We start from the raw sequence: 21863 nt of genomic DNA on the forward strand, positions 1-21863 counted from the left end.
CAGATGATGCACATTAATTATTGAAGTTCTCCTTTGATAAGATTACTTACTAAAGGTTGCTATAATTATGAGCCACTTGTCTGCTGTACTAAAAAATTCATATACAAATTGAAAGGAGATTTTTTATGTACATTCCTAAAATATTTGAAATGAAAGAATTAGCAGTTGCTTACGATGTAATACAGAAAAACAGTTTTGCAACAGTAATTTCGATGCATGAAGCTACACTTTTTGCTACACATTTACCACTACTTTTAAATAAAGAGAAAACTCATTTATATGGTCATTTTGCTCTTCAGAATCCTCAGTGGCAAGATATTAAACACAAAACGGTTTTAATTATTTTTCATGGGCCACATTGTTATATTTCTCCCTCTTGGTATGAAATCAACCAGGCGGTACCAACATGGAATTATGTGACTGTTCATGTCTATGGAGAAGTCGAATTTATTGAAAATGAATATGAATTGATGGAATCCTTACATGACATGGTAGTAAAGTATGAAGCCCCTAATAGTTCATATAAGTTACAAGATATAGACGCTACGTATCTCTCTGGGATGAACAAGGGCCTTCAAGGATTCAAAATAAAAATTAACAAAATTGAGGGACAAGCAAAGTTAAGTCAAAATCAACCATTACACAGACAGGAGTTAATAGTTAATCAGCTAGAAAAAATATCAAATGAAGATGAACAAAATATTTCCTTTTTAATGAAAGAGAACTTAAAAAAGAGACTTTAATATTATTAATTTGATTTTCAATCCTTTCAGCTTGGGGAAATTTTATTAAGCAAAGAAAAGACACTCTTATACGAGTGTCTTTCAGGTATACTTCTCTATTTACCTATGTATACATTTTCATTAATTTATTATGATATCAAAGTTGATTTAAAATGGTTTATATAAAATCAATAAATGAGATTTTTAGAGGAAGGATGGACCCTTATTTATTAATTCACATGATTTCCAAAATTTAAAACTCAGGATTTTAATATTTGTTATATAATGGAATAAACCCGTAATCAATATGGTTTCCCCGTTATGAATAAAGAGATAGTTTATGTGTCCCGTGTATTCGCTTTAAAGCAAAAAGAAATTGTAGTGATTTCTACAAGTTCTTTTTTTTCTTATTGTATTAGAAAAAAGCCCTTTAAATATAGCAGAAATAATAATGAAGTGTTTATTTCTCGTTTACTAACTAAAATTTTGTATTTTAACAGGTTTCATTAATAAAAATATTTTAGACTCTAGAATGAATCATTAGACAGTTAAAAAATAAGGAAAAAGGGAAGAACCACCAATATTCTTTCCTTTTTCCTGCAATTAGGGTCTCTATATTAATGAATATAGAAGATTATAAAATGTTGGATGCAACAGTTTACTCTCAAAATTATAGCAGGAGTAACAGGTATTTTTTATGCAATATTGCATGAAAAATGTGATTTATCAAATATACATGTCTAATGAGGAACACAAAACCTCTATATAGGATGAATTTAATCCTTACAGTTTCTTTATAGTGAATTAAAAGCGGCAAAAACAAAAATATTAATTTTATCAATACGAGTTTTTTCTTTTACATATTAAAATGGAAGTACCCTTTCAATGTATACTGACCGCTTCACAAATCGTGAAGGGATTTTTTTATTTAATAAATGAGTTTTACAAAATACACAAAATGTTAAACTCATGAGAATCAGTAATATATTATAAATATTGGGGTAAGTTCTTATGTCTGTGGTGATAAGGACTTATTTGCATGGTTACCGCTCTATTTTGTACAATAAAAGAAAAACATCGTATGAGGTGGGGAGAGAAAACCCCATGTTTAACCAACAGTTAGTGAATTTACGCATTGATTTTGCTTTTAAACAATTATTTGGTACAAGTGGAAAAGAAGATATTTTGAATGTTTTTTTAAACGTGATATTACAGGATTCTTTAGAATCACCCATTGTTTCGTTACAACTAGAAGATCCACATTTGCACCGAGGACATGAAGAGGATAAATTATCGATTTTAGATATTTTCGCAACATTAGATACAGGAACAAAGGTAAATGTAGAAATACAGCTGAATAACAATCATGACATGATTAAGAGAAGTTTGTATTACTGGGGAAGGCTATATACATCCCAACTAAAAAAGGGAATGCCATATAGCTCTCTTCATAAAACAATTACGATCAATTTGTTAAATTTTGTTATGTTTCCTGAATACGAGGGATTCCATACAACAGGAATCGTATGGAATCAACAGCACCAAAAGAAGTTAAGTGATGATATTGAAGTTCATATTGTGGAAATTCCAAAACTCATGCAACAGTGGCGGAATGAACAAGTAAATCCCTGAGAAGATTCGTTTGTTCGTTGGTTATTATTACTTCCAGCGAATGAAGATGAACACTTAACCAAAACATTGGAAGATATTGCGATGAATCAAGACCCTATTTTACAAAAAGCCATGAATAATTGGGAACGTATGAGTCAAGATTCTTCTTTCCGACAAGCGTATGAAGCAAGGGAAAAAGCGTTGATGGATGAGGCCGCAAAGTTTGCTTATGCAGAACAAAAGGGCATTGAAAAAGGGAAAATACAGCTTATTCGTGGTATGCACAAAAACGGAATGTCAATCGAAGATATTGCAAAGTTTACAAATTTAAGTATAGAAGAAATACGAAATATTTTACAAGCCTAAATGATAAAAAATAACACCTGCAAATATTGTAGGTGTTATTTTTTAGTGGTCACCGCCAATTTGGCGGTAGCGGTTATCTAAAGGAGAACGCATATTGGTAGCATGTTGCTCTCTTTTTGTGCTTATAATACAACATTTACAAGAGGATTCGCAATTTCACATACGTTTTTTAATCAGTTGGATTTGAAAAATATCATTATCCGTAATATCAAGCACTTTCATTTCCTCTTTAAAAGAGCGCCAGGGCTCAAATCTAATTGATTTTGTACTTCTATCCCTTAATGTGTATTCGCTTATGTAATATGATTTTATTTGTTATGTTCTTTCATTGTGGTGCCTCCATTATGATAATAAGAAGGAGAGGAAAGCACTTTAAGTAAGTGCTTTCCTCTTTTGAAGTGTACCTATGTGACCTACAGATTGCTCTTCAATAATAATTATATATCCATTCAATGATATTTGGCTTCAAATCTTGATCTTTAATTGGATTTACTTTGTTGCTGATCTTAATTAGCATAAAGTTTCTAAGGGTAAAGCATAAAAGGATTTTGATGAGGGACCACAAAGCGCAAGCTTGTTGCTATGAGGTAAATCAAGTATCTAACTAAAAAATATGAATTTTTATCTAAATATTTGATTTACTATCACTGGAATTTTAAGGATAATATATTTGAACTAATATTTGTCTAATGTATTAGTAACTAAAAGTGAGGTGAGGTTAGTTGTTTAATAATTTGGGTATTTCTTTTTTATGGTTGTTACTTGCTTATGGTGTTGCAACATTAACAGTTTTTATACATATGCTAATCTCTAATAAATATTTTGGTGTGCAAAACGCGAAACAGGCAGGAACAACTTTTTTGAAATCACCAGTTTATGTTAAATCTAGACCCTATCAGGTTCTTTACAACGTTGCGATTTTTCTCGTTTTTCTATGGCTATATAGCAAAGGGATAGATACAGATAATGTAAAAGAATTTATGCTTAATACCGTTATTCAATGGACAGCATTGTCGATAATTATCGACTACCTTAGTTGGGTTTTAATTCCTCATAAATTTAGGTTAACACATAAAGAATTTTACATTGATTATCAACCATATATCACTTTGATTTATGTAGCAATATTTATTAGTCATTATATAGTTGGTTTTTTTATCATTTAACGGAGAAGACCCCTCCTCTAAACGGAGTGAAGATGGGGGATGAATCGGTTTTTTCCTTTTTTGGGGAAAATCGCATTGCCATCAACTTAAGAAATTAAATGTTCCCCAAAACGAAAAAAATGAACTAAATTCTCATGGACACCTATGAAAAGATGAAATTTTCGTTTTGGGGGCACTTCAAAATGTTAGCTTGATGGGCATGGGGCGGTACCCCACATCCATCAACTTAACAAATGTGAATACCCCCAGAACAAAAATTCCGTACGTTTTGAAAGAAACCTTCTTATTTTTCGTTCTGGAGAATATCGGTTTCTTAAGTTAATGGTTTTGAAGCGTTTCTTTTTCTTAAACTGTTGGATATGAGTACCCTCTAGTATAAATTTTACCATTGGAACAAGTAATTTTAACAATGTTAGGAGTGTTTCCTACAGCACAATGTAATTTGTGTTATATAGCAAGAAAAATAATCAAAATTTAAAGTGTGAAAAAGAAGCACCAAAGCAAATAACATTGGTGTTTCTTTTTTTCGTTTTCGGGCACAGAGGTTCCTGCAGCACTATTATAAAAGCGTAAGGGATTTGTAAGGAATAGGTAAGAAAAAAGAGATTTTCATTGTATATGATAAAAATATAAAGTGGCACGATGGGGGAAAGAGGTACGACTTATATATGAAAAACAAACCAGTAGCAAGAGTGTTTTAAAGAAAAGAAGTAATTTCTAGAGTTAACATACATGTGGAAAAAGAGAAAGCAGGCATTGTATATTGAAGTTTGTTTATAATAGCTTTTTAACCTGGTAGAAGGGATCGTAAAGTAAATTGTTAATCGCCTTGAAAACTTCTATTTCCGTATAATACTATGCATGCCGTATTAAAAATTTTAATTGTGAAGGGAGAATTAATAAATATGAGCACGAGAAAAAGAATAGTGAGTAAGTTACTACTTGTCAGTGCAATTTGTGCCATAACTATTCCTTCGGTTTCATATGCGGAGGAAGTAATTTTATCTAAAAATCTCGAGGATTATTCAAACTTGTTTGAGGGACGGAATAAGGATGTATTGAAAAGAAGTTTATATCCAAATACATTTAATAATCCGTTTAGTCACCAAATTAAATCGACATTAAAGGAAACAAACACAAATATAAAAAAAATAGACAATATTGAAGAGGAAAATCCTGTTATATCTACTGCTTTTTCATTTGTCCGTTCTATGCATACTGAAGATTATAAATTTGCATTTGATTTAACTTCTCGATCATTACAGAAAATAATATCTGAAAAATGGTTGAAGAATTATTGGGAAGAACTTCCTACGCAATTACAAAAAGGTTCTTTTATAGAAATTGGAGAGGTCACACAAAAAGAGACAAATTCTATTCATACAAATGTAGAGATTAAATTAGTTTTTGAACAAATTACTGTACCTTTACTAATAAAACTAGATCCATCCGGAAAAATAGATGATTTTCAACTTAGTATGCCGTTTAGTCCTGTTGCAGATCGGCCAACGTATAGTAAGCCGGAATCATTTGTTGATAAAGAAGTAGTAGTTGGAAGTGGTGCATTTCCATTACCAGGAACATTATCTGTTCCAAAGGGAAAGGGCCCTTTTCCAGCGGTTATTCTTGTTCATGGAGCTGGAGCAGCCGATCAGGATTCAGCAACGTATGCTTTAAAACCATTTCGTGATTTAGCTGAAGGTCTTGCCTCGAAAGGAATTGCTGTCCTTCGCTATAATAAACGAACCTATGAACATGGATTGAAAACAGAGCTTAGTCCTTTTTATACAGTTGATAAAGAGATAACAGATGATGCACTTCTTGTGACTCATTTTCTTCAAAATGAACCTATGATAGATAAGAATCAAATTTATATTCTTGGTCATAGTCAAGGTGGAATGATGATTCCGAGGATAATTGAAAAAAATCAAAATATTGCTGGGGCAATTGTGATGGGAGGAGCGGGCAAGGCATTCGCAGACAATGTTTTAGATCAACTGGAGTATCGTCATTCTATTGGAGAAATGAAACCAGAAGAATATAAATTTTACAAATCGCAATTTGAATTATTAAAGGATCCTAATTTCTCTAGTCAGAATCCTCCAAAGAATTTTTCTTTAGGACCACCAGTATATTGGGATTCTATCCGTAAAATTAAAGCAGCAGAAATGTCAAAAAAACAAAAAACACCGCTTCTTATTCTTCAAGGAGAAAGAGACTATCAAATTCTATCAAAAATTGAAATTCCTTATTGGAAAGAACAATTAAAAGAAAGAGATAACATTAATTATCGACTATATCCAAAGTTAAATCACTTCTTTACAGAAGGAGATGGAGAATTAAGTAAACCGGATGAATATTATAGTCCTGCTAATATCCCTGAGTATGTTATAAATGATATTGCTACTTGGGTGCAAGGAAGATCGAACTGAAATTAGCAACCATATTTTAAATCGCTATTTTCAGTTCTTAAGATAGAAATATTTATAATAAGATATATATAATTATATTATGATGTAAATAACTATAACGGACGGAGTAAAGTTTCTTATTCAAACACTTTAGATTCTCATACCTGGGGGCATCACCCATGCCTAGCGTCTTAACATTTGGTTTACCAAATAAATTATATATTTGTTTCAAGAAACAACTCTTAATAGACTATTTAAAAATGGAAAAAAACGCCATTCTTTCTATAGAATCATAGGAAAGGATGGCGTATTTTTAAATTTTATGAAGAACTAATTATTTATTTTTTTATAATAAGTAAAGAAATTTACTATCATATTAATTAAACATATAAAGGTGAATGATTACTTATAAATATCTTAATATATTTATAAATTTACACTAACGTTGTCTTTCTTTTTCCTCTCTAAATTATATAAAAATATTTGAAACATCTTGAATGAGTGCTGAAATATAGGGCTTTGGATAAAAGTATACAGAAATGTCACAATAAAAATGGGACCGCCTAGAATATAACCAATTACTAATACAATGCTTTCCACAATAATTCTAGCCCGGCTTACAGATAATCCTGTTTTATCAGAAATAGCAAGCATGAATCCATCCCTTGGTCCTGCACCAATTCCAGCAGCAACATACATACCACCGCCAACACCCGTAATTGTAATTCCAGAAAGTAATATAAGAAGATTTATCCACAACAAATGTGTGGCATGAGGAAGAATATCCAATTTTAAGAAAAGATCCATAATAGGACCGATTAGCAATGCGTTTAAGAATGTACCTATATTTATATATTTCCGATCTACTACTAACGACACGAGAACAAGAAATAAGCCACATATAACACTCCATGTACCAATGGTCCATCCAAATCGCTGATAGAGTGCCATATTCAGGACTTCCCATGGATGGAGTCCTAGAAATTTAACATTTACTGCAATCGCATTGCCCAACCCAAAGAAAGTTAATCCTAAGAAAAAAAGAAAATACCGAAAAAGTGCTTTCCACATTTGTAATCCCCCTAATATTATGTATTATTACATATATTACATGTAAAAATCTATTTATGCCAATATCTTGAATTTGTTGTGGAAATAAATATTATTTTGCTTTTATACTTTCAACGAAGAGAGAGAACTAGTTTTTTAATGGGAGTGAAATGTTAAACGTAATAGGGGCTCGCTCTCATGCGTATTAACTTAAGAATTTTATAACACCCAGAACAAAAAAAGGCTCATTTTCTCCTTGAAATGTCAATTTTTTCTTTTGGGGGTATTTGCTTTTCTTAGCTTGATGGCAATGTACACGAACCCCAATACCATCTTTAAAAAAACTTTAGATATATTTTATTTTTTCTTTCTATAATTATTCTATAATTTATGCATGAATATGAAAAATCTCTTTAAAAGATACACACCTTTTTTGTAGTGTGGAGAGTTTAAATGACCTGTATTTACAGCAAAATCTACAATTGACAAGGAGAACACTTTATGAGTAAGAGAATAAACGAATTAGATTCAATACGTGGACTAGCGGCCATCACAGTTGTATTTGGACACTTTTGTTTAATGCTACCATCGTTGCCTAATTCTATTAAATTTTCCCCTCTTAGGTTTTTATGGGCGGGTGGAGAAGCCGTAATCGTTTTTTATGTACTAAGTGGTTTTGTGTTATCTATGGCACTTTATCATTCAAAAACAAATTATTGGGGATATTTAATTAAGAGATTTGTAAGAATCTATATTCCTTATTATTTTTGGATAATCATTACCTTTGCTTTATTTATTTTCTTTTCACCATATGAAGTTACGGGACTACGAGATTGGTTCTATGATAAGTGGCAAGGGCCAATAACAAAATTAGATATTATGAATCACTTTGTACTTCTTAATAACTTTTTTACGGATAATTATAATCCGGTTATCTGGTCATTAGCTCAAGAAATGCGTATATCTATCGTGTTTCCCCTGCTATTCCTTCTGTTTTATAAACAGAGTTGGAAGAAAACCATACTGTTTGCTATGAGCTTTTCTTTAATTGGTATTTTCCTGAATATGTTGCATATTGGGAAAGCTGAGGGGTTTTATAATGGTTATGCCGATACACTGCATTTCACATCTATGTTTATGATGGGAATGCTACTTTTTAAACATCAGGAAGAACTTACTCAATTATATAGAAGTATGAAAAACTTAAACAGAAAACTTCTTATCGCATTAGGGATCTTTCTATATCTATATTCCATTATGATTTATGGGCTTTCTAGTAATGATACTACTTTCTTATTAAAAGATTGGGGTGTCGTAATTGGTGTTAGTATAATAATCATTATGGCAATGAATAACCTAAAGGTAAAAGCCATTTTAAATAAGGGTGTATTTGTATACTTAGGGGAAATTTCATATAGTATCTATTTATGTCATTTTCCAATCACGATGGTACTATTTAAACTTTTGCATGCAAAGATACCCACCCTTTTTCTTCTTATCTTATGTATTACAACGACAATACTTTGTTCTATATTATCGTATCATTTAATTGAAAAGAAATGTATCAATTGGGCAAAACAAAGAACAGCAAAGTTCAAAAAAAAAGTGTGACATTTGTAGGGGGAAGGAAAGGATTCAAAGAATAACCCGCTTTGAAAAATCCTCCAATTCAGGCGGTTGTTTTTCTTTAAATTTCTATATTAAACTTTGCACCTAAAAGAAATAATTTTGAGTCCGAAAAGGTACGAATTTTTAATACGAGGAGGAGTATTATATGAAGGATACGATTAAAAAACGATTTATTATATTATTCTATATTATTATTTTAGGTTTAGGAACCATGCTTGGAATATTTTATGTTAAGCATAAAACCAATATTCAAAGAAATAAAGTGATTGCTGCCGAAAAACGTTTATTGCAATATGAGCTCACCTTGAAAAAAGAATTAGAAAAATATAATTTAGGAGAGAAAACAGCAGTTTTATTAGGAATTATGTACCAAGAGAGTAGAGGTGAGGGAAACGACCCTATGCAGTCTTCTGAATCACTGGGATTAAAGCCAAATGAAATTCAAGAGACAAGCTTGAGCATTAAACAAGGGGTAAAACACTTTGCTCAAATGTACAAATATGGAACGGAAAAGGATGTTAGCATGGATACAATTATTCAAAGCTATAATATGGGACCGGGGTATATTGATTTTATTGCGAGTCAAGAAGTTAAACAACACTCGGAAGATTCGGCCAAAAATTTTTCTGAAATGAAAGTTGATCAAAATCCAGAGATGTACACTTGTGGTGGAAATAAAAATAATTTTAGGTATCCATATTGTTATGGTGATTTCACATATGCAACAAAGGTGAATGAAAAAGCAAAGCTTATTGAAGAACTTCTCCGAAAAAAACCAAAATATAATTCAGAAAATTTTTAATATAATAACTTTAAGGTTTATTTGAGAGATTTATTAAATCAGGTCATAGTGATACCCGTATTCTAAAAATAGTCTGAATACATGTCTGGTTCAGATAAGTTTGGAGTGACTCATGCAAAGTAAGCAGGATTTAAAAAGCACTCCACCAAGTCACGAGAATTTAGGTTTTACCGTAGATACCATTTCAAGTTCAACAAAATAATATTAGGTTGATAATGTCTCCATTTAAATAAACTTTCCTTATCCACACTAAGCATACACCTTTTTAAAGTAGTCTAATCAGTATGGATAATTTTGAGAATGTTCAATCTTTCCTTATTATTGTAAAATATTAATAAATGTTAATGTACACATAAAAAACAGGATAGTTCCTATAAAAAGTAAATACAAGAATGTCTAGGGGGTGTAATGGTGGAAAAAATAGTTTTTTTAAAAAAATTAGATAAGAAACTAATATTCATTTTATTCATATTATGTGTCACCAGTATTGTTGCAATATACAGTAGTCAGCAAACCGGGCAATATGGTAACCAAAATTTTGCTATGAAACAAATGGTAAATTACGCTATCGGATTTGTTTTATTATTAATTGTTGCCAATCTCGATTTAGATCAATTACAAAAATTAGCTTGGCCGAGTTATATTGTGGGGTTCATGTCAATTATTATCTTAAAAGTATTACCAGTATCAGGTTTTACACCTGAAATATCAGGGGCAAAAAGATGGTTTAGATTCCCAATTATTGGTGCTACTCAACCAGCTGAATTTTTTAAGCTTGCCTTACTTCTTCTGGTCGCTAGTTTAGTCGTAAAACATAATGCACAGTATATGGCGCGGACATTTCAAACTGATTTACTTTTGATTGGTAAAATATTTTTGATATCTATTCCACCAGCGTTACTTGTTTATAGTCAACCCGATACGGGAATGGTGTTCCTATATATAGCAGCCATTGCATGTATTATATTTATGTCAGGAATTCAAAAAAAGTTAATCGTACTATGTGCTGGAATTCCGATGACTGTATTGTCTGCTTTAATATTTATATACGTAAAATATCCAGATATTTTCTTCAATAAGTTAGTTACTTTATTAAAGCCTCACCAGCAATCGCGAATTTTAGGCTGGTTAGATCCATTTCAGCATACAGATCAGGGATATCAAACTCAACAATCACTTTTAGCTGTTGGTAGTGGAGGGATAGAAGGAAAAGGCTTCGGTTCTGGAAATGTTTATATTCCAGAAAAACATACTGATTTCATTTTTGCCACAATTGCCGAAGAAGGCGGTTTTATAGTTGCTACTTTTATAATATGCATATTCTTCTTACTGCTTTCCCGAATACTTATAATTGGTAATTCCGCAAATAATTTATTCGGCACCTTACTATGCGCAGGAATTGTAGGCGTTCTAATGTTACAATTTTTTCAAAATATCGGTATGATTGTGGGATTAATGCCTGTCAAAGGTATTGCACTTCCATTTTTATCATATGGCGGAAGCTCTTTATTTTCGAACATGCTAATGATGGGGCTTATTCTATCCACACGAAAAACATACAAAGAATATATGTTTTCAGTGAATCAGCACTAAATATCAAATAAAAAGTGCTTATACCTTAAACTATTCGTAGAATAACACGAGATGAATAAAAAAGGTTACAGAGCTATAATTAAGTATTGTTAATAGACAGAGGGAGGAGAATAATAAATCTACAAATTATGGTCAGGAGAGGTTTTGCTCTTTGTAAGGATGAAAGGTGAAAAGAACAACCTTCCATCACCGGGTGCAGATTTTAAATATTTAATACTAGATGATATCGAGGAAAAATAAAGAATATTCCTGTTGCAGAATCCTTATTATAAGGATTCTTTTTTTGTATCAAAAATCTACAAAGAAAAAAGATAAGATCGGGAACACAATCTTATCTTTAGCACAAGGAGTAAACAAAAGGATAACTATCATATTGTTATTATAATCTATTTTCTGTTAATTTTGAACATTAGAACCATAATTAACAAGTATATCTATATTGAGAAATTTATTACCAATTTAATTATAAATGATTCGAAACTCCAAAGTAAACTTTCAGACAAAAAGTTTACTTTCAAATTAGAAAAGGTTAGCTCCTCGATGCGCTTCACCTTAGCAATAAACCTCACGTTCAAAAACAAAAGGTAACTCAATTATCAAACTCATATAAAGTTTCAATCTTGTCTAAATATCCATTAGGATATGCAACTGATTATCTATTTTCTTTACATAATCTCCAGATACAGCCCACATCAACTATAGATTCTTGTCTTATGCTAAATGTATTCAAAAAGCAAGTAGATAAAGATAATGACTAAAACATTAACTTTAGATACTTTTTTTGATGAATATTACAAATAAACAGGAGGTAATGAAAAATGATTAAAACATTATTAGCAGGAGCATTTTTAAGTACAGGATTATTAGCGGGTGGTGCAATAGGTGCAGATGATGCGAAAACGGACAATTTAAAGTCAAATGAAAATTCAAATCAAGTAATTACACAGAGTGCAGATGGAACAACGTCTTCCTCACAAAACTTTGATTTACCTAAAGATGCAGTGCCAGCATCTAAAGGAGATGTAAAAACTGTTGAAAAATCAGAAGGTACAGGTACAGATTCTCAAGAAGGAAAAATGGTAGAAACAAAAGAAGGTACAGAATCACAACCTAGAAAACATGCAAAAACTGTTGAAAGAACAGAAGGTACAGGTACGGATTCTCAACAAGGAAAAATGGTACCAACAAAAGAAGAAAATTAAATAATATATAGTTATAACGAAGAGCATCCAAAAGTGGTGCTCTTTTTATATGATAGGGATCAACTAGTTTTACTCAATATAGAACTGTAGGAGGAATTGAGGCTAGAACATGGGGGACTGTCTCTTCAAACCATGGTGTTTGAAACAGTAGTTTTAGTTGTAACGTTACAATACAAACATTTTGTTAGAGATTTTTTAAATTTACATACACTCTAGATAGACTACATATAAACTTCAGATACTTGTTTTATGATACAAGTAATCAAACAAAAGGAGGGCAATACAAAATGATTAAAACAGTATTAACAGCGCACTCTTTTAAGTACAGAAGAATATTAGCAGATGGAGAAAATGTTGAAGTTGTACAGACAGATAAACATATTCCATATAAACAAAATGAATTGCAACAAGCTAAAAGTACGGTTTTAAAAAGTTTGAGTTATAAGAAGAAAATAGATAAGTATAGTGAAAATAGATAAATTGACAAGAGAAAAGCACTTTGTGTATATCACAGGTGCTGTTTATTTTTATTTTGATCTAGGACTTGAATTAAACTTTTATACTAAAATATATATAGGAAAAGGTGGAAGTTCATTGTACAAAATTATTTATGGAATATTAATTTTAATTTATACTTTGTATTCATTTTTTGTAAGTGATGGAAGTGAAATAAGGGTTATAATGGTGTTAACTATAGTACTTATCTTTTCTGTGGTTTTAGAAAAAAGGATTGATTAAAGGTCGTTTTTTTAACACTTTTTAAAGATATCTAATGTAAATTATTATTCAAAGGTTTACTTTCATTTCCCCTTAAACATTGAATTTACTATATTTTTATTGATATCATAAAAATATATAAAAAAGCATACATTCAAATCATTGTAAATAGAGGGATTGAAAAGTAGATAAATAAAAAGTAACACACACATATATATATAAGTTTTTCGGTAAGAATGCATCACTCTTCTCTATTTATCTATTCTTATAATTTTCATACATTATTATAGTGTAGATATTGATTTAAAGTTGATTAATTAAAATGCCGTGTCCACTGCTTTTTTTATTTAACAAAAAAAGAACCTGCAAACCCGCAGATTCTCTTGATAATGATTTATATAAGTAAGACCTGAAAATATAATACAATAATTCAAAAATGAGTTCAAGTAAACAAAAAGAACCCGCTGGAGTTCGGGTCCTTTCAGAAGTGATGATGTTTTCTCGGCTTAGGAACTGAGAAAATACAAAAATATAATACATCGAGATTTAGAGAATTTCAATACCTAAATTAAAAATTACCGTGGGGTAGATGAACATGGAGAGATAGCGAATCCGCCACTTTTTCTATGCTATCTTATGCTTATTTATTTTCCACTTAACATCCATAAGAGCTAGTAATGCTGCAATAGCGCAAAGACCTTTAAACCCACAAGAACTTGGAAGAAAATATTCCACCAAAGAAAGCGACCGAGTGTACAAAACAAGTAATACCAAATAACCAAAGTATGAACTTTAATTCCTTTGAGGAATACTTATAGTTATTAAATCTTTCCCATATATGTATCAACTCCTATTGTCCTGATGTTCTGTAGTTTTTCTTGATGATATCTCGCATATTTAAGACAAAGAATAGAAGGAAAATCAAGGCTATGATACCGTTAACCCAGTAGTATGTATGTCCTGTTGTGAATCCAGTATAGAAAGAAAAGAAATTCCAAACTAAAAGGATTGTTGAACAGATAGTAGAGATCAATAATGAATTAAAACTTCTCATGATTTTTAACTCGATTCGAATTTTTAGAACCTTTATATAATTATGAATTTAAATAAATGGATTTATAAAGTGAATTATCATAAAAGAGGAGTTAGACAAATTACTTCCTACAATATGAGTAAAGTGATAAATTGTATTTGTCATATAATGAAAACAAGTCATATGTAAGATGGTTTCCCCGTTACGATTAATGAGATAGTTTGATTCACCTTTTATACATTATCTGAAAAAGCACTTGTAGTGATTACTGGCTGTTCTTATTTTATTAGAAAAGAGCCCTTTAAATATAGCAGAAATAATCAAGTGTTTATTTCTCACTTGCTAACTAAAAGTTTGTACTTTAACAAGTTTTATTAATAAACATACTTTTTATTAATAAATATATCATTCAGCTGTAAAAAATAAGGGAAAAGAGAAGAACCATCAATATTCTTCCCTTTTCCCTGTAAGTAGGGTTTCTATATTAATGAATATAGAAGATTATAGCAAGATTAACGGTTGTTTTTTTATGCAATATTACATAAAAAATCGTGATTTATCCAATATACATGTCTAATGAGGAAGACAAAACTCTACATAGGATGAATCTAATCCTTACGGTTTCTTTATAGTGAATTAAAAGGGGTAAAGACAAAAAGATTAATTTTATCAATACTAGTTTTATCAATACTAGTTTTTTCATTAATATATTAAAATGAAAGTACCCTTTCAATGTATACTGACCCCTTCAGAAATCGTGAAGGGATTTTTTTATTTAATAAATAAGTTTTACAAAACATACAAAATGTTAAACTCAAAAAAACCAGTGATATTATACACACGTACTGATATCACTGGTTTTTTATATGAATATTTGATGGTCAATTTTACAAATTATAAAAATTACAAGCTCAGTTTTACATTTTCACAACAATATTTTTGTAAGATTATCTTTCTTTTCCCTCTGTTTGATTGGCTTGGAACTCCATTTTTAACGCAATACTATCCCCTTGGAACACGTTTTGATCTGTTCCGTTATCTTCAAATATAAACTTCATCCAAAACCAATCCATTTTTCCAGATTTTAATCCCCCTGTTTCAGCCCACTTGGAATGAAACACTTTCTTGGAAGCAATCTCTGGACTTTGTGATTTTAGTTCTGCAAGAGTTGTTTCGTATACAGGGCTTTTTGCTGGATCCCAATCCCAAAGAAATTGTATTTTAATATGTTCACCAAAATCTTCTGTATTATTATTTTGTTTTAAATCGTTAACAGAATAATCTATTTTCATCATGATATCTTTAATATCTAGTGTACCACTATTTGTCAAGTTGAATTTCTTTAATATTTTATCCCCGGGTTTCAAATTTTCTAGGTTAAGTGAAGTAGTTGGTTGCATAGCTAAATCCAATGTACCTGCAGCAAATGAATTATTTGTCACCACTTGATCGCTAAAATATGCATATGTTCCCCCACCAATTAAAGATAAGCCAAGAGCGGCTGAAACCACTCCAACACCTAATTTCTTCTTCAATGACATTTTTTGTTCCTCCCATATCATTTTTATAATCTTTCTCCCTAATCAACCGAAAAGGTCCCCTTAATACAGATATACCATGAATTGTCAAAAAATCATATTAAAAGAATAAAATTCCTTATTGAGAAAATTATGTTATTTTTATCTTCTATAAATGAAACGTCCCAAAAATAGAAACGTTGAATTTATAATTATCAAAAACTCTGCCAAAAACAAATTAATATTAACTCGCTTTTATGATTAGAATTATCTATTTCTTCAGGAGTATTCTAACGCTTCAAAAGGTACAAATTATAAAACATGTTTAATGTTCATTTAGTGAAAACGAGCTTTACAAATGAACATAGCAAACTAATAAAAACAAGTTGTAATATTGCCATTAACTCAAAAAGAGCATGCGGTAATTTCTACATATTCTTTTTTAATAAAACTGAAAGTAAACTTTTAAAAATTAGTCTACTTTCATTTCCACTTAATCATTGACTTTAATCAAAATCTCCTAAAATACACAACGAAAGTATACATTCAAAACACTGTAAATAAATATATCGAAAATCCATGAACAATTGTTGAGTGATACGCTGTTTTAGATTCCATACATAATCACCGATAAAAGTAATGTGTTGCTAACCTAACGGGTGAAAGATGTTTAAAGATAATTTAATAATTTTGGCTCTTAATGATAATTTAAAGCTTGAAAATCAACTTTGTTTCGCTATCTATGATTATTCCCGTGAAATCAATCGTCCATACCGAATTGTTCTTCAGCAATACAACATCACGTATCCCCAGTACCTGACGTTACTTGTACTTTGGAAGCATGATTGCCTTACAGTAAAGGAATTTGGATATAAAAAATAGCCGGTTTTCACCACGTTAAGGGTGAAAACCGGCTTGTTCATTTTAACCCCGAGTAACAGCATAATTAGCATTGTTTATAGGGCATGTATGGTGATCCCTAAAATAATAAGTTAACGGAAGACACCTTCCGTTAACTAAAAAAATTGCTATATGTATTTAGTTCTTTAATAAATGGAGATATATTCACTTGTTAAAAAAATAAGAATTGAAAGTTTTTTAATTTTTTTACAAATAACACACAAATACGACATACTTCTAGACTATTTTTATATACAGGAATTATTTTTTGAAATGGTTACTACATATAAAGGAGACTTCAAAATGGATATGGATTCATATTATTGGGAAATGGTTAAGAAGAATATTGGTGTGTATTCTGAACAGGAACAAGAATGTCTTCGAAATAAGAAGGTCATTATTTTTGGACTAGGGGGAGTAGGTGGATATGAAGCAATTCTGTTTTCGCGAATGGGGATAGGGCATATTACCGGTGTTGATCCCGATGAATTTGAGGTTTCTAATATTAACAGACAAATGTTAGCGCTTTCTAGTGTGGTAGGTGAACCAAAAGCAAAAGTTGCAGAACAGGTTGTAAAAGATATACATCCCTATATATCAACAAATTTTATACAAACAAGAGTAGATGAAGATAATGTAAGCGAGCTTATAAAAGGGCATGATATTGTAGTAGAAGCCGTAGATGATATGCCCTCAAGAGTTATTATACATAGAACAGCTAGAGAATTAGGTATACCAAGTGTGGGGATGTCAGGTAGCCCACCAACAAGAGGATTTGTTTCTACATTTTTTCCAACCGGAATTCCTTATGAAGAAGCATTAAATATCTCAAGTGTCGGATGCAAATTAACAAATCAAGAATTAAGACAACAGATTGCTGATATAAAGAAAAGTCGAGCTTGGTATTCGGTTGAGAAAGGCGCACCAAAACAGTGGGCGCAAGATTTTTGTGATGGAAAAGCAGGCTGGATTATCACACCAATGCGTGCTCATCTATTGTCATTATTTAGCTTTCATGAAGCAATACAAGTTTTAACTGATCGTGAACCTCTAGCTAGAGCACCTAAAGGCATTGTAATGGATTTAGATAGTCATATCCCGGTTCAAGTAAAAGAAGTCCCAAAGGGTGGATGGGATTATAAAACACTATAAGGAGGAATATAATTTGTTAACAAAAAATAATGATATGCAAAATATATATGAAGAAAGTTTTACGCGAAATATTGGTGTTATCTCTGTAGCAGAGCAGGAGAAATTAAAAAATTCTAGAGTTACTGTAGTTGGAGCAGGGGGCGTAGGAGGAATTACACTCATCCAATTGGCGCGAATGGGTGTGGGTTCTTTACATGTTATTGATCAAGATGTATTTGAAGCAAGCAATATCAATCGACAAATGCTAAGTTCCAACAGTAAATTAGGACAGCCGAAGGCAGATGTTGCTTTAGAAGTTTTGCAAGACATTAATCCATTATTACAAATAGAGATAACGAAAGAATTTGTTACCGAGGACAATGCATTAGAATTTCTAACGAATACAGATGTCATTATAGATGCAACTGATAATTTAGTAGCGAGAGTAATTATCCATCGTACAGCTCAAAAATTAGGGATTCCTTCTATTTGGATTGCAGTTACACCTCCCTTTAGAGGTGGCGTCATGTCTTTAACTCCTGACTCTACGCCTTATGAAATCGCGTTAGGATATCCGTCTTATCAACAAGAGCTAACACCAGAAATGCAAAATAAAATTCATAAATTAAAAGATGGACGTGCTCTTCATTCCGTCAAACATGGTGCGGATGAGAAATGGGCAAATAATTATGTACAAGAAAATCGTCCATGGGCTGTGCTGTCTCCCGTTGCGAATATCGTAGGCATTCTAGCAAGCTTTGAAGCATTTAAATTTATAATAAATCGAGAAGACTTAAAACCTGTAATAAGTCCAAATTTAATACAAATTAACCTTGCAAGTCAAAATATGGTACATGTGTCTGTACCTAAAAATGATAGTTGGGATTATACAACATTATAGATGAGGTAAGAGAATATGCTTCCTTTTTTGTTACTGGGGATTATTGTTACACTCGCTCTACTTGTTAAGGATTATGTGCTAGCTGGTGCGGCTTGTTTATTAGGAGTTTTACTTGCTGTTGGACAAAAAACTTTATTACATCTTATTCAACAATATTCTTTTACAATTGGGATTTTCTTTCTGATGCTATTCCTTTTAGTACCAATTACATCTGGAAAGATTACAAGTGAAAACGTAATAAAATTAATTACCTCTCCTATCGGATTAGGATCCATTCTAGCAGGTTTTACTGTGTCATACATAGGAGGAAAAGGTGTAGGAGTTCTACCTATGAATCCTACGATATTGTTAGGTGTCTTAATAGGCACTCTTATTGCCGTATTATTTACAAAAGGGTTACCAGCCGGATTAATTATTGCGGCTGGAATCATAGCTATCATTTCTATGAAATGAAAGGAATATTCTAAATGAAGATGAAATGGAAACATATTAGTTTAGTAGGGTTTTTTTTGATAATACTTATGTCTAGTTGTACTAATATCAAAGAAACTTCTCGAAATGATCAAACTCCTAAAGTGGTAAAACAAGAATTAGAAATTCAGCAAGGAGAAGAAAATTTATTTTTACTTCATAAAAACTTAAATAATAAAAAACAGTATACATCTGATGAAATCATCTTATTTTTAGAACCATTTAGTGTACCTACAGCTCAAGCATTTGATGTACCAAAATTTTCATGGATGGATGAGTATGCCAGAAAAGGGTATGATACTTGGGCTATGGATTTCAGAGGGTTTGGTCGTTCTTCTCGTCCTAAAGAAATGTCAGATCCTCCTGTCCAAAACCGTCCGGTTATTCATTTGAATGATGCAACTAAGGATCTAGAAACAATTGTAAATTGGATTAAAAAGAAGAGAAACGTAAAAAAAATTCATATTGTTGGATGGTCATATGGAGGTGTTGTGGCTGGGAATTATGCAATATCCCATTCTCAAGATATTAATAAACTTATTTTATATGGATATGTGCATGGGTTCACACTTCCTATGATGACACAGCCTTTCGAAAACCCACTACAACCTAATCAGTTTAATCCTGAAGCACCAGCTTATCAAATGGTGGACTTTGATAAAGGAATGCATCATTGGCATATGATGATGGGAAATAAAAAAATTGTTACAAACGAAGCAATGGATGCCGTAAAACAAGTTTTTATTGATTCAGATCCTATGAGTAAGAAAAATAATCAAACGATTCGTCGACCAGTAGGTCCACTTGAAGATTTATTTTATATTTGGAAAAATCAGCCCCTATATGATGTATCTAAGATTACCACTCCATTACTTGTCATTTACGGGGAAGATGACATATTTGCAGACCGAAATATGATGTCAAAATTAACAAGTACAAAACAAAAAAAAGAAGTAGTAATCCCTGATGCTACACACTGGGCTGTTTATGAAAAGAATCGTAATATCCTATTCGAACAAACATTAAACTTTATAGAAGCGAAAGAAGGCAAACAGGAATGAAAAAGGGTTTAACAATATTAGATGCTACCTTGCGTGAGGGAGAACAACAATATGGTATTCGTTTCTCCAAGGAAGACAAAATTACATTACTTCACATGTTAGAGGATTTTGGAGTAAGTCTTATTGAAGTTGGGCACCCTGGCATCTCTGAAGAAGAAGAGGAGATTTGCCGAGAAGTTGCAGCATCTGCAAAAAACGCCGAAATACTTATGCATGCTCGGGCGAAAAAAGAAGAAGTTCATGCGGTTTATCGTGCTGGTGCCGATTGGATAGGAATCTGGGCGTCTATTAATCCTATTTCTTTACAAACAAAATACACCAATCGATCAAAAGATTATGTTATTAATCAGGTGAAGCAAGCTATTGAAGAAGCAAAATCTTTAGGAATGAAAATCCGTTTTACTATTGAAGATGCTTCACGAACGGAATGGGAAGATATCGCTTACATTGGACAGATTGCACATATAGCTGGAGCAGATCGAATCAGTTTAGCTGACACTGTAGGAATTTGGGATCCAGGTCAGTGTGCGACAATCGTGAAGAAATCTGTTGAGACATTCCCTTGTGAGATTGAAGTTCATCTTCATAATGATTTAGGATTAGCCCTGGCAAATGCTCTTGCTGCAATCGATTCGGGAGCAACTGTCATTGATGCTACATTGTGTGGAATAGGTGAACGCGCTGGGATTGTTGATTTGCTAAATTTATCAGTATTTTTATCTCAAAAGAGTAATCTACAGAGCTTTAAACTACAGATGATTCCTGAATTAACGCAGTCTCTCCAATTAGCTACTGGTTGTCAAGTAGATCATTGGAGACCGATTATTGGAAAGAATATATTTACTCATACTGCATCCTATCATGTAAAAGCTGTTCAGCAAAATTACTCAGCATACGAGGGTATTCAACCTGAAATGTTAGGAAGAGTAAGGAACATACAACAAAAACGTATAGAAAGAAAAGGGCCTCGGCTTTCAAAGTCTCTCCGAGTTAGTAAACCATTTGTAAAAGGAGCATCTGAGCTTTTATATCATCGTGATGGTCCAGGAGAGCGTTGGGTACAGATGGATTATAGAACTGATGAACGTGCTTCATTTTATGTAATACAGCGTGTATTTTACGACGCCCATATGGATGAGAACTTAGAAGGACATGTAGATACTCATGCACACCACTGTGATAGTGCCTTTATTTTTTGGGGGAATAGAATAGATGGTACTGGTCTCATTTGTGAAGTGGAAATTGAAGGAGAATTGCAAATAATTGAAAGTCCAGCATCTGTTTTTATTCCATCAGGGTTAAAACATAGGTACAAATACCTTTCGGGTACAGGAACATATACAAACATCGTACTAGCACCTAATTATAATTCCAGTTTATTAGAGGAAAACTCATCAAAAGTATTTGTATTTTAATTAAATAAAAAAAGTTTTTATTTTTGTTATTATTATGTTTTAGTAAACCATGTGACTTATAAGAGTATAAGCAGTCTTAATGTTCTTTATGTAAAAAAATAAAAAACAGATAGAATTCATTGTGTTTTTGGGATTCTATCTATTTTTCGGTTTGGGGAACTACCA

Annotated in this window: 16 protein-coding genes and 4 pseudogenes; 15 read left to right on the forward strand and 5 right to left on the reverse strand. The window is 31.8% G+C overall.

Going from position 1 to position 21863, the window contains the following annotated elements:
• Positions 1 to 125 precede the first annotated feature (125 nt).
• The 4 genes and pseudogenes from HFD78_RS25150 to HFD78_RS25165 all read left to right on the forward strand — a co-directional run bounded on the left by HFD78_RS25150 (position 126) and on the right by HFD78_RS25165 (position 6297).
• Positions 126 to 743, forward strand: coding sequence for an FMN-binding negative transcriptional regulator (locus tag HFD78_RS25150; RefSeq protein ID WP_000275777.1), 618 nt, complete (start codon positions 126 to 128; stop codon positions 741 to 743).
• Between the two features lie 1083 nt (positions 744 to 1826).
• Positions 1827 to 2699: pseudogene (locus HFD78_RS25155) on the forward strand (Rpn family recombination-promoting nuclease/putative transposase).
• Between the two features lie 722 nt (positions 2700 to 3421).
• Entirely contained in the window at positions 3422 to 3865 is a 444-nt protein-coding gene (locus HFD78_RS25160) for a hypothetical protein (protein ID WP_000482936.1), read from the forward strand.
• Between the two features lie 905 nt (positions 3866 to 4770).
• Complete coding sequence (locus HFD78_RS25165; RefSeq protein WP_191968127.1) at positions 4771 to 6297, forward strand: alpha/beta hydrolase; 1527 nt, start codon at positions 4771 to 4773, stop codon at positions 6295 to 6297.
• A 405-nt stretch (positions 6298 to 6702) separates the two neighbouring features.
• On the opposite strand, the gene HFD78_RS25170 is transcribed toward HFD78_RS25165, so the two are convergent.
• A complete protein-coding gene (locus HFD78_RS25170) occupies positions 6703 to 7347 on the reverse strand; it encodes a YczE/YyaS/YitT family protein (RefSeq protein WP_000265303.1) in 645 nt (214 codons plus the stop codon).
• A 480-nt stretch (positions 7348 to 7827) separates the two neighbouring features.
• Here HFD78_RS25170 and HFD78_RS25175 point away from each other — a divergent pair, with 480 nt between their 5' ends.
• Positions 7828 to 8937: an acyltransferase family protein gene (locus tag HFD78_RS25175; protein ID WP_000044249.1), complete on the forward strand. Its 1110-nt coding sequence runs from the start codon at positions 7828 to 7830 to the stop codon at positions 8935 to 8937.
• Positions 8938 to 9100: 163 nt separating this feature from the next.
• A complete protein-coding gene (locus HFD78_RS25180) occupies positions 9101 to 9757 on the forward strand; it encodes a lysozyme family protein (RefSeq protein WP_000655498.1) in 657 nt (218 codons plus the stop codon).
• Between the two features lie 170 nt (positions 9758 to 9927).
• On the opposite strand, the pseudogene HFD78_RS25185 reads toward HFD78_RS25180, so the two are convergent.
• Positions 9928 to 10014 (reverse strand): annotated as a pseudogene (locus tag HFD78_RS25185) (IS6 family transposase); the annotation flags it as partial.
• 151 nt (positions 10015 to 10165) lie between these two features.
• Between HFD78_RS25185 and HFD78_RS25190 the strand changes: the two are divergent.
• From HFD78_RS25190 to HFD78_RS25200, 3 genes are all read left to right on the forward strand, one after another.
• The gene (locus HFD78_RS25190) at positions 10166 to 11350 is read left to right on the forward strand and encodes an FtsW/RodA/SpoVE family cell cycle protein (protein WP_033667961.1); all 1185 of its coding nucleotides are present in this window, start codon (positions 10166 to 10168) and stop codon (positions 11348 to 11350) included.
• 818 nt (positions 11351 to 12168) lie between these two features.
• Positions 12169 to 12552, forward strand: a complete 384-nt coding sequence (locus HFD78_RS25195) for an alpha-ketoglutarate permease (RefSeq protein WP_191968128.1) — start codon at positions 12169 to 12171, stop codon at positions 12550 to 12552.
• 287 nt (positions 12553 to 12839) lie between these two features.
• A complete protein-coding gene (locus tag HFD78_RS25200; RefSeq protein WP_000598349.1) occupies positions 12840 to 13031 on the forward strand; it encodes a hypothetical protein in 192 nt (63 codons plus the stop codon).
• An 862-nt stretch (positions 13032 to 13893) separates the two neighbouring features.
• Here the strand turns inward: HFD78_RS25200 and HFD78_RS29655 are convergent.
• The 3 genes and pseudogenes from HFD78_RS29655 to HFD78_RS25205 form a co-directional block, all read right to left on the reverse strand.
• Positions 13894 to 14107, reverse strand: a pseudogene (locus HFD78_RS29655) (hypothetical protein).
• Positions 14108 to 14119: 12 nt separating this feature from the next.
• Entirely contained in the window at positions 14120 to 14323 is a 204-nt protein-coding gene (locus HFD78_RS29660) for a hypothetical protein (RefSeq protein WP_080002005.1), read from the reverse strand.
• 926 nt (positions 14324 to 15249) lie between these two features.
• Complete coding sequence (locus HFD78_RS25205) at positions 15250 to 15843, reverse strand: TasA family protein (protein ID WP_000053756.1); 594 nt, start codon at positions 15841 to 15843, stop codon at positions 15250 to 15252.
• A gap of 642 nt (positions 15844 to 16485) precedes the next feature.
• Here HFD78_RS25205 and HFD78_RS29665 point away from each other — a divergent pair.
• From HFD78_RS29665 to HFD78_RS25230, 6 genes and pseudogenes are all read left to right on the forward strand, one after another.
• Positions 16486 to 16689 (forward strand): annotated as a pseudogene (locus HFD78_RS29665) (hypothetical protein); the annotation flags it as partial.
• A 333-nt stretch (positions 16690 to 17022) separates the two neighbouring features.
• Positions 17023 to 17871, forward strand: a complete 849-nt coding sequence (locus HFD78_RS25210; protein WP_000366974.1) for a HesA/MoeB/ThiF family protein — start codon at positions 17023 to 17025, stop codon at positions 17869 to 17871.
• 13 nt (positions 17872 to 17884) lie between these two features.
• On the forward strand, positions 17885 to 18751 hold the full coding sequence (locus HFD78_RS25215) for a HesA/MoeB/ThiF family protein (protein WP_000956414.1): 867 nt from the start codon (positions 17885 to 17887) through the stop codon (positions 18749 to 18751).
• Positions 18752 to 18766: 15 nt separating this feature from the next.
• Positions 18767 to 19204 (forward strand): DUF441 family protein, encoded by a 438-nt coding sequence (locus tag HFD78_RS25220; RefSeq protein ID WP_000936576.1) that lies wholly within the window; start codon positions 18767 to 18769, stop codon positions 19202 to 19204.
• A gap of 14 nt (positions 19205 to 19218) precedes the next feature.
• Positions 19219 to 20283 carry an alpha/beta hydrolase gene (locus HFD78_RS25225; protein ID WP_097862983.1) on the forward strand — a complete coding sequence of 355 codons (1065 nt, stop codon included), beginning with the start codon at positions 19219 to 19221 and terminating at the stop codon, positions 20281 to 20283.
• Positions 20280 to 21698, forward strand: coding sequence for a homocitrate synthase/isopropylmalate synthase family protein (locus tag HFD78_RS25230; protein ID WP_000715600.1), 1419 nt, complete (start codon positions 20280 to 20282; stop codon positions 21696 to 21698). Before HFD78_RS25225 ends, HFD78_RS25230 begins: the two co-directional genes overlap by 4 nt.
• The last annotated feature ends 165 nt before the right edge of the window (positions 21699 to 21863 follow it).

This window comes from Bacillus sp. EKM501B (genome assembly GCF_011800505.1).
GTDB lineage: Bacteria > Bacillota > Bacilli > Bacillales > Bacillaceae_G > Bacillus_A > Bacillus_A cereus.

Excerpts from the sequence above, each read along its gene's own strand:
- HFD78_RS25150 (WP_000275777.1), top strand. The coding sequence starts at position 126 with ATGTACATTCCTAAAATATTTGAAATGAAAGAATTAGCAGTTGCTTAC.
- HFD78_RS25190 (WP_033667961.1), top strand. The coding sequence starts at position 10,166 with ATGGTGGAAAAAATAGTTTTTTTAAAAAAATTAGATAAGAAACTAATA.
- HFD78_RS25225 (WP_097862983.1), top strand. The coding sequence starts at position 19,219 with ATGAAGATGAAATGGAAACATATTAGTTTAGTAGGGTTTTTTTTGATA.
- HFD78_RS25220 (WP_000936576.1), top strand. The coding sequence starts at position 18,767 with ATGCTTCCTTTTTTGTTACTGGGGATTATTGTTACACTCGCTCTACTT.
- HFD78_RS25180 (WP_000655498.1), top strand. The coding sequence starts at position 9,101 with ATGAAGGATACGATTAAAAAACGATTTATTATATTATTCTATATTATT.
- HFD78_RS25195 (WP_191968128.1), top strand. The coding sequence starts at position 12,169 with ATGATTAAAACATTATTAGCAGGAGCATTTTTAAGTACAGGATTATTA.
- HFD78_RS25200 (WP_000598349.1), top strand. The coding sequence starts at position 12,840 with ATGATTAAAACAGTATTAACAGCGCACTCTTTTAAGTACAGAAGAATA.
- HFD78_RS25175 (WP_000044249.1), top strand. The coding sequence starts at position 7,828 with ATGAGTAAGAGAATAAACGAATTAGATTCAATACGTGGACTAGCGGCC.
- HFD78_RS25230 (WP_000715600.1), top strand. The coding sequence starts at position 20,280 with ATGAAAAAGGGTTTAACAATATTAGATGCTACCTTGCGTGAGGGAGAA.
- HFD78_RS25210 (WP_000366974.1), top strand. The coding sequence starts at position 17,023 with ATGGATATGGATTCATATTATTGGGAAATGGTTAAGAAGAATATTGGT.
- HFD78_RS29660 (WP_080002005.1), bottom strand. The coding sequence starts at position 14,323 with ATGAGAAGTTTTAATTCATTATTGATCTCTACTATCTGTTCAACAATC.
- HFD78_RS25165 (WP_191968127.1), top strand. The coding sequence starts at position 4,771 with ATGAGCACGAGAAAAAGAATAGTGAGTAAGTTACTACTTGTCAGTGCA.
- HFD78_RS25205 (WP_000053756.1), bottom strand. The coding sequence starts at position 15,843 with ATGTCATTGAAGAAGAAATTAGGTGTTGGAGTGGTTTCAGCCGCTCTT.
- HFD78_RS25170 (WP_000265303.1), bottom strand. The coding sequence starts at position 7,347 with ATGTGGAAAGCACTTTTTCGGTATTTTCTTTTTTTCTTAGGATTAACT.